The sequence below is a fragment of the Brachybacterium sp. NBEC-018 genome, assembly GCF_024860185.1.
Taxonomy (GTDB): domain Bacteria; phylum Actinomycetota; class Actinomycetes; order Actinomycetales; family Dermabacteraceae; genus Brachybacterium; species Brachybacterium rhamnosum.
In genome coordinates this window covers 2,978,209-2,991,491 of record NZ_CP100650.1, presented here as the reverse complement: position 1 = coordinate 2,991,491, position 13,283 = coordinate 2,978,209, and the positions used below count along the sequence as shown (strand labels likewise).

Genomic DNA, 13,283 nt, shown 5'->3' with positions numbered 1-13,283 from the left:
GGAGCCTCAGGGGAGGCGTGCCTGATCGCCCTCGCGCACGGCGAGGCCGTCCGCGAGCAGCGAGGCCAGGCAGCGTGCGACGCGGGCCGGGTCGGCGGTATCGAGCGCGTCGAGCGCGGTGACGGCGACGGCGCCGTGCTCCCGCAGCTGCGCCATGATCAGTCCGCGCATCTCGCGGTCGGTGCCGGCGAAGGCCTGGGTGCGGCGGGCCCCGGGCTCGGGCTCGGGCCTCCCCGCCGCGACCCAGGCGCAGGAGTGCGCGGCGAGCGGGCACTGCTCGCAGCGCGGGGAGCGGGCGGTGCACACGAGCGCCCCGAGCTCCATGACGGCCTGGTTCCAGCGCACGGAGCGGGGGACGTCCTCGGGCACCGAGGCGGTGATCCGGGCACGCTCGGCGGCGGTGTAGGAGCGCGCGGGGAGCGGGTCGCCCTGGACGGCGCGGGCGATCACCCGGCGCACGTTGGTGTCCGCGACGACGGCGCGGTCGCGATGGGCGAAGGCGGTGACGGCCGCCGCGGTGTACTCGCCGATCCCGGGCAGGGCGCGCAGGGCGTCCTCCCCGCGGGGCACCACGCCGCCGTGCTCGCGGACGATCGCACGGGCGCAGTCCTGGAGGCGCAGCGCGCGGCGGGGATAGCCGAGCCTGTCCCACGCCCGCAGCACGTCGGCGGTCGGCGCGGCGGCGAGGTCCGCCGGGGTGGGCCAGCGGGCCATCCAGTCGATCCAGCGGGGGAGGACCCGCACGACCGGGGTCTGCTGGAGCATGATCTCGGAGACGAGGATTCCCCAGGCGCCGGCCTCCGGGAGGCGCCACGGGAGCTCCCGTGCGGACTGCTCGTACCAGGCGAGGACGGCGTCGACCGCACCGGTCGTGAGCGGGGCGGGGGTCACGGGCACCTCGGGACCGTACACCGCTGCGGCCCCTGCACGCACGACGGCGGGGCGGGACCCGGAGGTCCCGCCCCGCCGTGGGGGTCGGTCCGCGGAGCGGACCGGGCCGATCGCGTCGATCAGGCCTGGGGGGTCGAGTTCGTGCGCAGGGCGTCACGGATCTCGGTGAGGAGGACGATGTCCTCGGGAGCCGACTCGACCTCGGCCGGCTTGTTGCGGTTCGCGAACTCGCGGGCCCGGTTGATGGGCAGCACGAAGACGAAGTACACGACCGCGGCCGTGATGAGGAAGGTGATGATCGCGGAGATCAGCGCGCCGACGTTGATGAACGTGTTCTCGTTGCCGTCGATGATCTGGTAGCCCAGGCCGATGCTGCCGGAGCCGCCGGCCGCGGCGACGACCGGGTTGATGATGTAGTCGACGAAGCCGGTCACGAGCGCGGTGAAGGCGCCGCCGATGACCACGCCGACGGCGAGATCGATGACGTTGCCCTGCATCACGAAGTCCTTGAAGCCCTTCATGGGTCTCATCCTTTGCTGGGGGAGGGGACGGGGGTATCGGTGGGGACTCTAGCCGACGACCGAGACCGTCAACCATCCGCCACGCTGCGCGGCGGCGAGGTCGTCGGACTCCTCCCGTCCCACCGCCACGAGCAGCTCGACCGTGCCGGCGCCCCCGGTGCCGGCGATCGGTGCACCCGTCGATGACCCGTCGGTCACTTCGACCACCCGCGCGGGGACACGCCGGGCGAGCCCGCTCTCGGGATCCGGTGCGAGGATCTCGAGCGTCGTGCCGGTCGCCAGGTGCGCGGCCAGCGCGGCCGGCGCGTCGACGACCATGAGCGCCTCGCCGCTCGCGGGGCCGCTAACCGCGCCCCCGCGCATCAGGGCGGGCTGGAGCGCGGTGCCCGCGGGGACCGCGAGGGCGGTGCGGCTCCCCAGCAGCGCGGCCGGGTCGGAGACGGCTCCCGGCGGCACGAGCTGATCCGCGACGCGCACGGTGGTGAGATCCGCCGAGGTCAGGGGCTGCGCCGGGTCGAGATCCCGGGCGGCGACCACGACCTCCGTGCCGCGCGCGCCCGGCGGGACCACGGCCGCGGCGATGCCGGGCAGCGCGGTCGCGGTGAGCGCCGCGGCGAGCAGCAGCAGGAGCAGGCGACGCCGGCGGCGCAGGGCGCGGCGCCAGAGCGGGAGACGGGCACGGATCCTCGGGAGCATGCCCGCACCGTAGGGCGGCGCGGGGCGCGCGACGGCCGCCCGTCGGCCCGCTGTGGACGGGGCGGTGATGGGGAGGAGAGACCCTCACGCCCCTCGGCGCCGATGGGCCGCGCCCGGGCTCCTGCGGATCAGGAGGAGGCGGCCTGCGAGGAGGACGAGGAGCTGCTCGAGCTCGCGGCGGCCGGCGCGGAGATGCTCGGGGCGGGTGTGGCCGGCGCCGGGGCGCTCGAGGTGGAGCCGCTCTCCGAGGAGCTCGCGGGACCGGTGCTCGCGCCAGCGGACTTCGCGTCGGTCGAGTAGAAGCCGGAGCCCTTGAAGACCACGCCCACGGAGTCGAAGACCTTGCGCAGCGCGTCCTGCGCGCACTCGGGGCACGTCACGAGGGAGTCCTCGGAGAAGGACTGGTACTTCTCGAAGCGGTGACCGCAGTTCTTGCAGGCGTAGACATAGGTGGGCACGCGGGATCCTCCGGGATGAGCTGGGGCCCCGGCCTCGGGGCCGGGTCGATTCTACGACCGCGACGTGCTCACTCCCCTGTGCCGTCCCCCACGCGCTCGAGACCCTCCGCCGTGAGCACCTCGGCGACCGGCCGGTCGAAGCTCTCCCGGGGCAGCGATCCCGCGGCGAGGAGCTCGGCCGGATGCACGACGGCGACCACGCGGACCCGCGCCGCCGGGGCGAGCGCCCGGTCGTAGTACCCGCCGCCGTGCCCGAGCCGCGTCCCCGAGCGGTCCACCGCGAGCGCAGGGGCGAGCACGAGGTGCGTCGTGGCGAGCGCGCCCGGGCCGAGACGGTCCCCGGTGGGCTCCGCCCCGAATCCCCCCGCAGGGGAGGGGGTGAAGGCCGTCTCGTCCCCGTCCCACCGGACCCAGTCGAGCTCCTCCCCTCCGGTCGCGACGGGGAAGAGGACCCCCGCGCCCGCCTCCGCGAGAGCGAGGGCGAGCGGCATGACGTCCGCCTCGGTGGGGAGCGGGCGGAAGCAGGCGACGAGGACGGGCTCCCGGTCCGCGCGCGCGACGGCCGCCGTGACCTCGGCGATGATGCCGGAGGCGCCCGCGAGGATCCGTGAGGCCTCCTCCTCGCGCCGCCGGGCTCCCTCCTCCCCGGCATAGCGTGCGCGGCGTGCGGCGCGCACGGCACGGCGCAGTCGCCGCTTGGCCTCCTGCGGTGCGTCCTCGCCGCCCTCCGCGCCGTGCCTGGGCTCGCCCGTGCCGCTGTCGTCCACCATCGCGCCAGGGTGACACAGATCGCGTCTACGATGGCGCGATGGTGCACGTGTGGCCGCTGACCCTGCGCGACGAGGAGCTCGTCCTGCGTCCGCTGCGCCGTCGGGACCGCTTCGTCCACGAGGGCCTGCGCGCCCGCAACCACGAGTGGCTCCGTCCCTGGGACGCGACCGACCCCACCCGGCCCGGCCGCCCGCCGGGCTTCACGGCGCTGCGCCGATGGAGCGAGTCGCAGGCCCGGCAGGGGCTCGCCGTGCCGCTCGTCATCACCGTCGACGGTCGCCTGCTCGGGCAGATCACCGCGGGTCCGCTCCAGTACGGGGCGCTGCGCACCGCCGTGCTGGGCTACTGGATCGACCAGGGCGCCGCGGGCCGCGGCTACGTGCCGCGCGCCGCCGCGCTGCTCATGGACCACCTGTTCGTCGAGATGGCCATGCACCGGGTCGAGATGACCGTGCGCCCGGAGAACACGGCCAGCCTGCGCGTGGTCGAGAAGCTCCACCTGCGCGAGGAGGGACTGCGGCGCGGCGCGATCCACGTCGACGGCGCCTGGCGCGACCACCTCGTCTTCGCGATGACCGCGGAGGAGGCCGGGGCGATCGGCGAGGAGCACGATCCCCGCGGTGGGAAGGGCATCCTCGCGCGCCTGCACCGCGAGCACCCGCCGCACGCGCGGCGCCTCGCCTGAGCGGGCCCGCAGCGCGCCGGCGGCGCGGGAGCGGGCGGCCGACGGCCCGTCCGGTCGATTCGATGCCCGACACGCCCAGCGCGTGACCAGCTGAATCACAAGAGTGTCATTACGCTGGTCCTCGTGGAGTCCATCAACCTCGGCGCCGTGCTGTTCGCCCTCCTGCTGCTGCTGTGGGTGCTGTACGCCCTGCCGCGCACCGCCGGCCGCCGCGACGTGATGGGCCGAGCCCGCCGGACCGAGTCCGCTCCCGTCGACGCGAAGTCCCGTGACCTCTCCGCGGCCGTCCACTCCCGCCGTACGTCCCGTGAGGTGAGTCCCCCCATGAGCCAGGACCGTCTGCTGCTGCGTCCCGCCGATCCCACCAGCCGCCCCCGCTTCGACGCGACGCCGGGGGAGCGGGTGGATCCGCTCGTCGAGGGCACCCGCCGCCGCGGCGCCATGAAGGCCGCGCTCGTGGTGCTCGGCCTCGCCGTGCTGGGCCTCACCGCCGGCGCCGTGCTCGGCGCCGTCCACTGGGTGCTCCCGCTGCTCGCGGCCGTCGTGCTCGGCGGGTACCTGGTGGGACTGCGCCGGGCCGAGCTCGAGCGCCGCACCCGCGCCCGTCGCGCCGCCGCGCTCGCCCGCCTCGAGGAGTCCGATCGCGCCGAGGCCGCCGCCCGTGCCCAGCGGCCCGCGCCCGCCGCGCCGCGCCCCGCCCCGGAGCTCCCCGCGCGCACGGCCCTCGAGGACACCGCCGAGCGCGCCCAGGAGCACGTCTCCGCCCCCGGTGAGTGGACGCCGCGGCCCGTTCCCCGCCCCACCTACGCCCTGCGCGGCGAGGTCGAGGACCTCGCGAGCCGCCACGCCGCGCACCGCGAGTCCCTACGGGCCTCGGCCGTGCCGCTCGAGCGCGACGGCGTCGAGGCGATCGAGGCGGCGGACGAGGTCACCACCGCCCCCGCGATGGACCTGGGCCTCGACGAGGTCCTCGCCCGCCGTCGGGCCTGAGCCCGCCCCACCGCCCGGGTCACCCGATGACCACCGCCGGCCCGCGGATCGCCGCGATCGCCCGCGCCCTCGACGAGGAGGGGTTCCGCGAGCGGCCGATCGCCGTCCTCGACCTCGACGCCTTCGACACGAACCTCGAGGACCTCGCCCGCCGCGCGGGCGGCACCCCGATCCGTGTCGCCTCGAAGTCCCTGCGCGTGCGTGGCCTGCTCGAGCGGGCCCTCGCCCATCCGGCGACGCGCGGCGTGCTCGCCTTCACCCTCCCCGAAGCCCTCTGGCTCGTGCAGCGCGGATTCGACGACGTGCTGCTCGCGTACCCCACGGCGGAGATCGAGGGGATCCGGCGCCTGTGCGCCCACCCCGGCGCCCTCGAAGCCGTGACCCTCATGGTCGACGAGACCGCCCAGCTGGACCTGCTCGTCGCCGCGACGAGGGACCTCCGCCCCGGGCGCGACCGGCCGCCGCTGCGCGTCGCGATCGAGCTCGACGTCTCCTACGCGCCCGCGCCCGGGCTGCGCTTCGGCGCCCACCGCTCCCCGGTGCGCACCGCCGCACAGGCCGCGGCCCTCGCCCGGGAGATCGCCGCCCGGCCCGCGCTTCGGCTCGTGGGGATGATGGCCTACGAGGGGCAGATCGCCGGGGTCACCGACACGGCCCGCGGCCCCTACGGCGCCGCCGTCCGCACGATGAAGCGGCTGTCGAGGCCCGATGTCGCCCGTCGGCGCGCCGAGGCGGTCGCGGCGGTGCGCGAGGTGGCCGAGCTCGAGCTCGTCAACGGCGGCGGCACCGGCTCGCTCGAGTCCACCGCCGCGGAGCCCGCCGTCACGGAGGTCGCCGCCGGGTCCGGGCTCATCGGCCCCGGCCTGTTCGATCGCTACCGCGACTTCACCCCGCGCCCCGCCCTCCACCTCGGGCTCTCCGTGGTCCGTCGGCCCGCGCGGGAGGTCGCGACGCTGCTGGGCGGCGGGTGGGTGGCGAGCGGGCCGCCCGGAGAGGACCGCCTGCCCACCATCGCGCACCCCGAGGGGTTGCGCTTCGCCCCGCAGGAGGCCGCGGGCGAGGTGCAGACGCCCGTCCTCGGCCCCGCCGCCGAGCGGCTCCGGGTGGGGGACACCGTGTGGCTGCGCCATGCGAAGGCCGGCGAGCCCGCCGAGCACATCAGCGGCTACGTGCTCGTGGCGGGGGCGGGCACCGACGCGGACCCGATCCGCGTCCAGGGGTGGCTGCCCACCTACCGCGGCGAGGGCGCCGCGTTCCTGTGAGCCGCTGACCTCCCGACCGTCCCGGAGCGAAGGAGCCCCGCATGCGCATGCCGCCCGTCCCGCACCGCACCTGGAGCGGCGCCCACCGCTGGGCCCCGCAGCAGGTGCTCACGCCCGGCAGCGAGGAGGAGGTCTTCGACGCGATCACCCTCGCCCGCACGCTCGGCACCACGCTGCGGGTCGTGGGCGGCGGGCACTCCTTCACGCCGCTCGCCGCGACCGACGGCGTGCTCGTCTCCCTGGACCGGCACCGGGGCCTCGTCGCCGCGGATCCCACGACGGGCCTCGTGACCCTGCGCGGCGGCACCCGGCTGTGGGAGGTCGCCGGCCTCCTCGCACCCCACGGCCTCGCCCTCGAGATCATGGGCGACATCGACCGGCAGTCGATCGCCGGCGCGATACAGACCGGCACCCACGGCACCGGCGCCGCCTTCACCGGCTTCTCCGGCACCGTGCGCGCGCTCCGCCTCGCCCTCGCCGACGGCTCCGTCGTCGAGACCTCCCCGCAGCGCGACCCGGACCTGTTCCACGCCGCTCGCCTGGGCCTCGGCGCGATCGGGGTGGTGCTCGAGGTGACGCTGCAATGCGTGCCCCGCTACCGGCTCGCGCTCACCGAGGCGACGCGCCCGCTCGCGGAGACCGTCGGCGGGTTCCTCGAGCAGTCCTCCGCCGTCGACCACCACGAGTTCTTCTGGTTCCCGCGCACCGACCGCGCGACCGTGCGCAGCAGCACGCGCCTGCCCGCCGACGCCCCCGTGCACCGGCCCGGCCGTGCCGCGGACCTCCTGCAGCGGGAGGTGCTCGGCAACGGCGCCTGGGAGCTGCTGTGCCGCGCGGCGAGCACGGTCCCGGTGCTCAGCAGGCCCGTCGGCGAGATCGCCTCCCGGGTCTTCGCCGGGTCCCCGATGACCGACGACTCAGCCGCCGTCTACGCCGCCCCGCGCCGCGTGCGCTTCCACGAGTCGGAGTGGGCGATCCCCGCGGAGCGCTTTGAGGAGGCCTTCACGGCGCTGCGCCGCCGCTTCGAGCAGGAGCGCGTGCGGGTCACCTTCCCGCTCGAGATCCGCCGCGCCGCCGCGGACGACGTCTGGCTCTCCACCGCCCACGGCCGCGACACCGTCTACCTCGCCGCGCACCGCTACCACCGCGAGGACCCCGGCCCCTACCTCCTGCTCGTCCAGCGCACCCTCGCCCCCTTCGCCGCCCGGCCGCACTGGGGCAAGATGCACTGGCTCGGCGCGCGGGAGCTTCGCGCCCTCCACCCGCGCCTCGCGGACTTCACCGCCGTGCGCGCCGCGGCGGACCCGCAGGGCCTGCTCCTCACCCCCTACCTGCGCCACCTGCTGGGAGCCGGTTCCCGTCCCTGAGCTGGACTCGTAGGCTGGCGGTGATGAACGCCGAGACCCCCGCCCCCGCGCCCACCGTCCCCGCCGTGCCCGCCCCGCAGGAGCTGCTCGCGATCGCCGTCGCCGCCGCCCACGAGGCCGCCGAGTACATCCGCTCCCTGGACCGCGACCACCTCGCCCGCGAGTACAAGACGTCCAGCCACGACATCGTCACCGAGCACGACAAGCGCAGCGAGGAGATCATCGTCGCCTCCCTGCGCGCGGCGCTGCCGAGCTGCCGGATCGTGGGGGAGGAGGGCGGCGAGCGCACCGCCGCCCAGGCCGGCCCGGAGCAGGTCAGCTTCTACGTCGACCCGATCGACGGCACGAGCAACTTCGCCGCGGGGCTGCCGCTGTTCTGCGTCTCGATCGGCGTGGCCGTCGGCGCGGGGGAGCAGGAGCGCCTCGTCGCCGGGGTGATCGACGTGCCGATCCTCGAGCAGGTCTTCACCGCGGCCGACGGCCCCGCCGCGCTCAACGGCCGCGAGATCACGCCGCGGGCCACCCACGCCGCGGCGGACGCCCTGCTCGTCACCGGGTTCCCGAGCCAGCGCATCATCGAGGAGGAGCCGGAGGTCGCCGCCCGCGCCGCGACCGATCTGCACGTGGGAGTCTCCGCCGTGCGCCATCTGGGCTCCGCCGCGATCGAGCTCGCCTACGTCGCCGCCGGCTGGGCGGACGCCACCGGCCTCGGCTCCATCAACGCCTGGGACGTCGCCGCCGGCTTCCACATCCTCGAGCGCGCCGGCGGGTCCCTGCGCACCTGGCCCGCGCTGGGCGACGCCCGGCTCCCCGCGCACCACCAGCCCGCGTACGTGGCCTGCACCGGCCAGGAGCGGATCGAGGTCTTCGACCGCCTGCAGGACGAGCTGCAGGCGGCGCGCGAGGCACGGGCCGCCGGCGCACCGAGCGCGCACGTGTGATCCTCGTCAACGGCGGCTGACCTGGTGTGCGAGCACCCTCCCGGCAGTGCTAACCTTTCCAGGTCGCTCGTTGACATGGGGCTATGGCGCAGTTGGTAGCGCGTCTCGTTCGCAATGAGAAGGTCGGGGGTTCGAATCCCCCTAGCTCCACAATGTGAAGTCTCGGGACATCGTTCGCAGATGTCTCGGGACATGCTTCACGAAGAAGGGCCCTGGTTTTCGCCAGGGCCCTTCTTCTTTGCCTGGTAGCCGCGGGTGGGGTCGATGGTGAACTCGCCGAGGATCTCCCCGCTGTCGAGGGAGGCGACGAGGACGTCGTCCCCGTGGATCAGCAGCCGCACGCGGGTTCCCTTGTTCGCGCGGCCGAGGCCCAGATGTCGCATGCGTCCGGCGTGGCGGAGGGAGACCTTGCCGTCGCCGTCGACGCGGTCGGTACGGATGGTGCTCGAGGCGGGATGGGATCGAGGCGCGGGGCGGGCTTTCGGGGTCGCCTCGTAGGTCTCTGCGGGCGTGCGTTGGCGCAGAGCGCGGTGCGGCCGCTGGGTGTTGTACCAGGTCCGGAAGGTGTCCAGCTGGTCCTGCAGTGCCGCGGTGTCGGGCTGGTGGGGGCGGGCGGAGAGCCAGCGTTTGAGGGTCTGGTGGAAGCGTTCGATCTTGCCCTGCGTCTTGGGGGTGGTTCGGTGCGCCGTTGAGCTGGCGGACGTGGAGGTCGGCCAGGGTGCTCTCGAAGGAGTTCAGCGTCTTCAGCACGCGGCGTCCCTGGGCGAAGCGGGTGGTGAAGACCATGCCGTTGTCGGTGAGCATCGCGGCGGGCGGCCCGTAGATGCCGGTCAGGTCCAGGAACGTGGCGGTCACGTCGGGCCCGGTGACCGGGGTGAACACGCGCAGGGCGAGAAGGAACCGCGCGTGGTCGTCGAGGAAGTCGAGGATCTCGACGTCGGCGCCGGTGGCGAGTTGCCAGTGGGTGAAGTCGGACTGCCACATCTCGTTGGGCTGGTTGGCTTCGAAACGGTGCCATGCGGAGCGGGGGCGCTTCTGGGGCTGCGGGATGACCAGGTTGTTCGCACGGAGGATCCGGTGGATCGTCGCGCGGGAAGGAGCAGGTTGTCCTTCGCGTTCGAGGTGCATCGAGATCGTCTCGGCGCCGGCGTCGCTGCCGTCCTGCTCGAGCTGACGGCGCAGCTCGATGATCCGTGAGACGACGCCAGCATCGGTGGCGGTGGGGCTGGAGTGCGGGCGCCGAGACCCCGGTTCGAGGGCCTCGAGGCCGCCGTCGCGATGCCGGGCCAGGAGGATCTCCACCCAGCGCCGGGAGACGCCGTAGCGGCGCGCGGCGTCGGCGGGACGAAGCCCACCCTCGATGACGGACAGCACGATCACCCGGTTCTTCACCATCACTCAGTGTGCGAACGATGTCCCGAGACATCACCCTCCCCACGCTGCGAACGATGACTCGAGACAGGTGCGAACGATGTCCCGAGACATCACCCTCCCCACGCTGCGAACGATGACTCGAGACAGGTGCGAACGATGTCCTGAGACCGGACACCCCCTAGCTCCACCAGGTAAGGCTTACTGCAATCGGCGTCCTCGTAAACGCCGTTGCCTAGGTCAAGCCAGAGTTTTTGCAAGTCAGCCAGGCCGCCCTTCGGGGCGGCTTTTGGCGTCTCAGGGCCGCTACGGCGGGCGATCTCGGCCAGAGCGGCCTGTCGCGCCTCCGCCTCAGTTCGGCCCGCCCTACGGGCCTGCCAGCCTTGCTCGGCAGCGAGCATCTCGCGGATCGGCATGCGGATGTCGTCGCCGGTGACCTCGTCAAAGGCGATGTAGAGGTGAGCGAAGAAGGTCTGGTTGAGCTTGCGCCGGAATGGATTCCTTGCGTTGCGGTAGAGCTCGTAAGGGCTCTTCAGCAGCTCGAGGTAGGCCTCGAGGTACGTTCGGCCCCGTGAGAGGTCGGCGTCGACCTTGTTGAGTTGTTCTGTCAGCTTCTCTCGTTCGCGTGCGATATCGCGGATCCGCTGCTGGGGCATGGTGTCGTCACCGGCCAGGTCGAGCAGTCCCTCCTCCTTGGTCGAGAGACGAGTCAACGGGACTGATGCGCGGGTAGGTGTCACATGATCTGTGGCGCTGGAGAGCGTTGCAGGGAAGCATGTGGACTATGCCTGCTCCCTATCCCCAGGAGTTCCGTGACGACGTCGTCCGCGTCGCCAGGAGCCGCGAACCTGGCCAGAAGCTCTCGGTGATCGCGAAGGACTTCGGGATCTCCGAGTCGTGCCTGACGAACTGGATGCGTCAGGCCGATGTCGAAGACGGTGCCCGTCCTGGAAAGACCCGCGAGGACTCGGCAGAGCTGCGGGATCTGCGTCGCCGGAATCGCCTGCTGGAGCAGGAGAATGAGGTCCTGCGTCGCGCGGCCGCCTATCTCTCGCAGGCGAACCTGCCGGGAAAAGGCTCTACCCGCTCGTGAGCGAGCTCGCCGCCGATGGGATCCCTGTCGCGGTGTCCTTGCGGGTGTTGAAGCTCTCCCGCCAGCCCTACTACCGATGGCGGAAACAGCAGGTCACCGAGTCCGAGCTGGTCGAGGCGTATCGGGCGAACGCGCTGTTCGACGCGCACCGTGACGATCCCAAGTTCGGCTACCGGTTCCTCGCCGGGGAAGCGGAAGCCGCTGGTGAGTCGATGTGTGAGCGGGCCGCGTGGCGGATCTGCCGGAACAATCAGTGGTGGTCGGTGTTCGGGAAGAAGCGCGGCAAGAACGGCAAGCGCCCGGGCCCGCCCGTGCACGACGACCTGGTCAAGCGCGACTTCACCGCCGATGACGTCAACGAGCTATGGCTGACCGACATCACCGAGCATCCCACCGACGAGGGGAAGCTCTACCTCTGTGCGATCAAGGACGTGTTCTCCGGCCGGATCGTGGGCGACTCCATCAGCGACCGGATGAAGGCCCGCCTCGCGGTGAACGCCCTGAACAACGCAGCTTCGCGACGTGGCGATGTGGCTGGTTGCATCATGCACTCGGACCGAGGATCCCAATTTCGAGCGCGGAGCTACGTGCACGCCCTGAACCGTCATCACCTCATCAGATCGATGGGGAAAGTCGGTGCTGCCGGGGACAACGCCGCGATGGAGTCCTTCTTCGCCCTGCTCCAGAAGAACGTGCTCGACCGCAAGCGCTGGCGAACTCGAGAAGAGCTGCGGATCGCGATCATCACCTGGATCGAACGTACCTACCACCGTCGTCGCCGACAGGCTCGTCTGGGCCGATTGACCCCCATCGAGTACGAGACCATCATGAACCCGACCGTCAGCCTTGCGGCCACCCTTCTGGATCTTGAGTACTATCCCTGCTCGCCAGACCTGAAGCGAATCCGAAGGGATGCTAAACGGGCGGCATGGAAGAATGTCGGCCTCTTTGAGAGGTATTCGAACCGAAGTCCTGCGGAGAGGCGTCTCTTCGTCATGTTTCACGATGAAGAGCTTAAGCGCCATCTGGAGTTCTTCGACAAGCACGCGCCAAGTATGTCTCGACGTGATCGCGAAACTCTGATCCTCAAGGCGGTCATTGGAGGCCCCTATGCTGAGCGTTATGGCAGGCTCGGCAAACGTGGACGAAGGTCGCCGCTTGGGCCGAAGCGGTTGCTCGAATATTACGACCTGAGGAAGGAGTCTTGGCAGCGCCTGGCTCCCGAAAAGACCGAGCCATCAATCGAGATGATGATTGACGCTATTCAGCTAATCGAGGATCGGGGAGAGTGGGCTCGCATTCTGGGTCTTAGTCGAATTCGACGAGGGTTAGTAATCCCTGCCAGCAGGCGGCCAAGGCAAGTTAAGGCATAAAAGCTGAAGAACTTGCGCTCGGCATCCGTTGGTCAGCCACCGTCCGATACACGCGAAAATGACAAGCTAAAGCGCGGGAACGAGGCGTAGAGCCCACCCTGAGTCGAGCTCAGGCGTTCTCTGCCCCATCGAGCCGACGGTGCAGCAGACTCGCCAGCGCCAGGTACTCGAGCGCATGCTGAGGATCCTCGTCGGTGGCGAGCTCATGGGCCTTCGGGTTGCGAATGGCCTGCATCGCTCCCCGGAAGATGGCCTGGAATCCTTCGCGCTCGTCTTCGCCGCTGCGACCGGTCGAGGTCGCGAGGTCGATCTTCGGTGATCGTCCTCCGAGCGCTTCTCCTACTAGCGCGACGCCTGACTTGTCGGCACCTGTCATGGTGCGCAGGCGCACCTCGAGCGACTTGAAGGCATCCCCGATAGCCGATGAGTAGTGGCCATCGGCGAATAAGTCACTTGAGGCCCGGACGACTTCCGGGTGTAGACCCTCGAACGAGAGTCGGCGAATTGGCGCGATCCGCTCAGGCGGAGCCTGCCCCCACACCACCTTGATATGGTGCATCTCGTCTGGTCCAAAGTCATTAACATGCACTTCCGCGGCGACCCTACGAGAGGTTCCACCGCGGGGATCAGGCAACTCAACCACGTCGCCCTCGTAGATCGCGGTGGAAACGGCGAAGAACCCGCTCTTTGACTGGATCTGGGCCTCGACATCGAGACGTGTCTCCTCGGCAGTACCTTCGTGGCGGATGATCTTCACCCGCTTGGTGCCAAGTTCTCGGAAGATGGAAGGTACGGTCAAGGCGAAACTCCTTAGGGCGAGGCGGTCTGTTGGCCAGGGTATCTCGGAGCACCGACACGCCGAGT

The 13,283-nt window shown here is 71.7% G+C and carries 13 protein-coding genes, 1 tRNA gene and 3 pseudogenes; 7 read left to right on the top strand and 10 right to left on the bottom strand.

The window, feature by feature from the left end; all coding sequences use genetic code 11:
* Positions 1–6 precede the first annotated feature (6 nt).
* The 5 genes from NLU66_RS13590 to NLU66_RS13570 all read right to left on the bottom strand — a co-directional run bounded on the left by NLU66_RS13590 (position 7) and on the right by NLU66_RS13570 (position 3,336).
* Complete coding sequence (locus tag NLU66_RS13590) at positions 7–897, bottom strand: A/G-specific adenine glycosylase (RefSeq protein WP_259360175.1); 891 nt, start codon at positions 895–897, stop codon at positions 7–9.
* A gap of 113 nt (positions 898–1,010) precedes the next feature.
* Positions 1,011–1,412, bottom strand: a complete 402-nt coding sequence (gene mscL / locus NLU66_RS13585) for a large conductance mechanosensitive channel protein MscL (protein WP_259360174.1) — start codon at positions 1,410–1,412, stop codon at positions 1,011–1,013.
* A 48-nt stretch (positions 1,413–1,460) separates the two neighbouring features.
* Positions 1,461–2,108 carry an SAF domain-containing protein gene (locus NLU66_RS13580; RefSeq protein WP_259360173.1) on the bottom strand — a complete coding sequence of 216 codons (648 nt, stop codon included), beginning with the start codon at positions 2,106–2,108 and terminating at the stop codon, positions 1,461–1,463.
* Between the two features lie 128 nt (positions 2,109–2,236).
* Positions 2,237–2,566, bottom strand: coding sequence for an FmdB family zinc ribbon protein (locus NLU66_RS13575; protein ID WP_259360172.1), 330 nt, complete (start codon positions 2,564–2,566; stop codon positions 2,237–2,239).
* Between the two features lie 68 nt (positions 2,567–2,634).
* Positions 2,635–3,336: a 5-formyltetrahydrofolate cyclo-ligase gene (locus tag NLU66_RS13570; protein WP_259360171.1), complete on the bottom strand. Its 702-nt coding sequence runs from the start codon at positions 3,334–3,336 to the stop codon at positions 2,635–2,637.
* Positions 3,337–3,374: 38 nt separating this feature from the next.
* Here NLU66_RS13570 and NLU66_RS13565 point away from each other — a divergent pair, with 38 nt between their 5' ends.
* From NLU66_RS13565 to NLU66_RS13540, 6 genes are all read left to right on the top strand, one after another.
* Positions 3,375–4,022 carry a GNAT family N-acetyltransferase gene (locus NLU66_RS13565; protein WP_259360170.1) on the top strand — a complete coding sequence of 216 codons (648 nt, stop codon included), beginning with the start codon at positions 3,375–3,377 and terminating at the stop codon, positions 4,020–4,022.
* A gap of 123 nt (positions 4,023–4,145) precedes the next feature.
* Positions 4,146–5,012: a hypothetical protein gene (locus NLU66_RS13560; RefSeq protein WP_259360169.1), complete on the top strand. Its 867-nt coding sequence runs from the start codon at positions 4,146–4,148 to the stop codon at positions 5,010–5,012.
* A gap of 26 nt (positions 5,013–5,038) precedes the next feature.
* The gene (locus tag NLU66_RS13555) at positions 5,039–6,274 is read left to right on the top strand and encodes an alanine racemase (protein ID WP_259360168.1); all 1,236 of its coding nucleotides are present in this window, start codon (positions 5,039–5,041) and stop codon (positions 6,272–6,274) included.
* A gap of 41 nt (positions 6,275–6,315) precedes the next feature.
* Positions 6,316–7,641: a D-arabinono-1,4-lactone oxidase gene (locus NLU66_RS13550; protein WP_259360167.1), complete on the top strand. Its 1,326-nt coding sequence runs from the start codon at positions 6,316–6,318 to the stop codon at positions 7,639–7,641.
* Between the two features lie 23 nt (positions 7,642–7,664).
* Complete coding sequence (locus NLU66_RS13545) at positions 7,665–8,582, top strand: inositol monophosphatase family protein (RefSeq protein WP_259360166.1); 918 nt, start codon at positions 7,665–7,667, stop codon at positions 8,580–8,582.
* 77 nt (positions 8,583–8,659) lie between these two features.
* Positions 8,660–8,732, top strand: a tRNA-Ala gene (locus tag NLU66_RS13540).
* 47 nt (positions 8,733–8,779) lie between these two features.
* Here NLU66_RS13540 and NLU66_RS13535 read toward each other — a convergent pair.
* From NLU66_RS13535 to NLU66_RS13520, 4 genes and pseudogenes are all read right to left on the bottom strand, one after another.
* On the bottom strand, positions 8,780–8,965 hold the full coding sequence (locus NLU66_RS13535; protein WP_259362618.1) for a hypothetical protein: 186 nt from the start codon (positions 8,963–8,965) through the stop codon (positions 8,780–8,782).
* A gap of 183 nt (positions 8,966–9,148) precedes the next feature.
* Positions 9,149–9,235 (bottom strand): annotated as a pseudogene (locus NLU66_RS13530) (hypothetical protein); the annotation flags it as partial.
* 76 nt (positions 9,236–9,311) lie between these two features.
* Positions 9,312–9,977 (bottom strand): annotated as a pseudogene (locus NLU66_RS13525) (DDE-type integrase/transposase/recombinase); the annotation flags it as partial.
* Positions 9,978–10,066: 89 nt separating this feature from the next.
* Entirely contained in the window at positions 10,067–10,666 is a 600-nt protein-coding gene (locus tag NLU66_RS13520; RefSeq protein WP_259360165.1) for a hypothetical protein, read from the bottom strand.
* 71 nt (positions 10,667–10,737) lie between these two features.
* Here NLU66_RS13520 and NLU66_RS13515 point away from each other — a divergent pair.
* Positions 10,738–11,897: pseudogene (locus NLU66_RS13515) on the top strand (IS3 family transposase); the annotation flags it as partial.
* Positions 11,898–12,528: 631 nt separating this feature from the next.
* On the opposite strand, the gene NLU66_RS13510 reads toward NLU66_RS13515, so the two are convergent.
* Positions 12,529–13,218 carry a TIGR02391 family protein gene (locus tag NLU66_RS13510; RefSeq protein ID WP_259360164.1) on the bottom strand — a complete coding sequence of 230 codons (690 nt, stop codon included), beginning with the start codon at positions 13,216–13,218 and terminating at the stop codon, positions 12,529–12,531.
* Between the last annotated feature and the right edge of the window lie 65 nt (positions 13,219–13,283).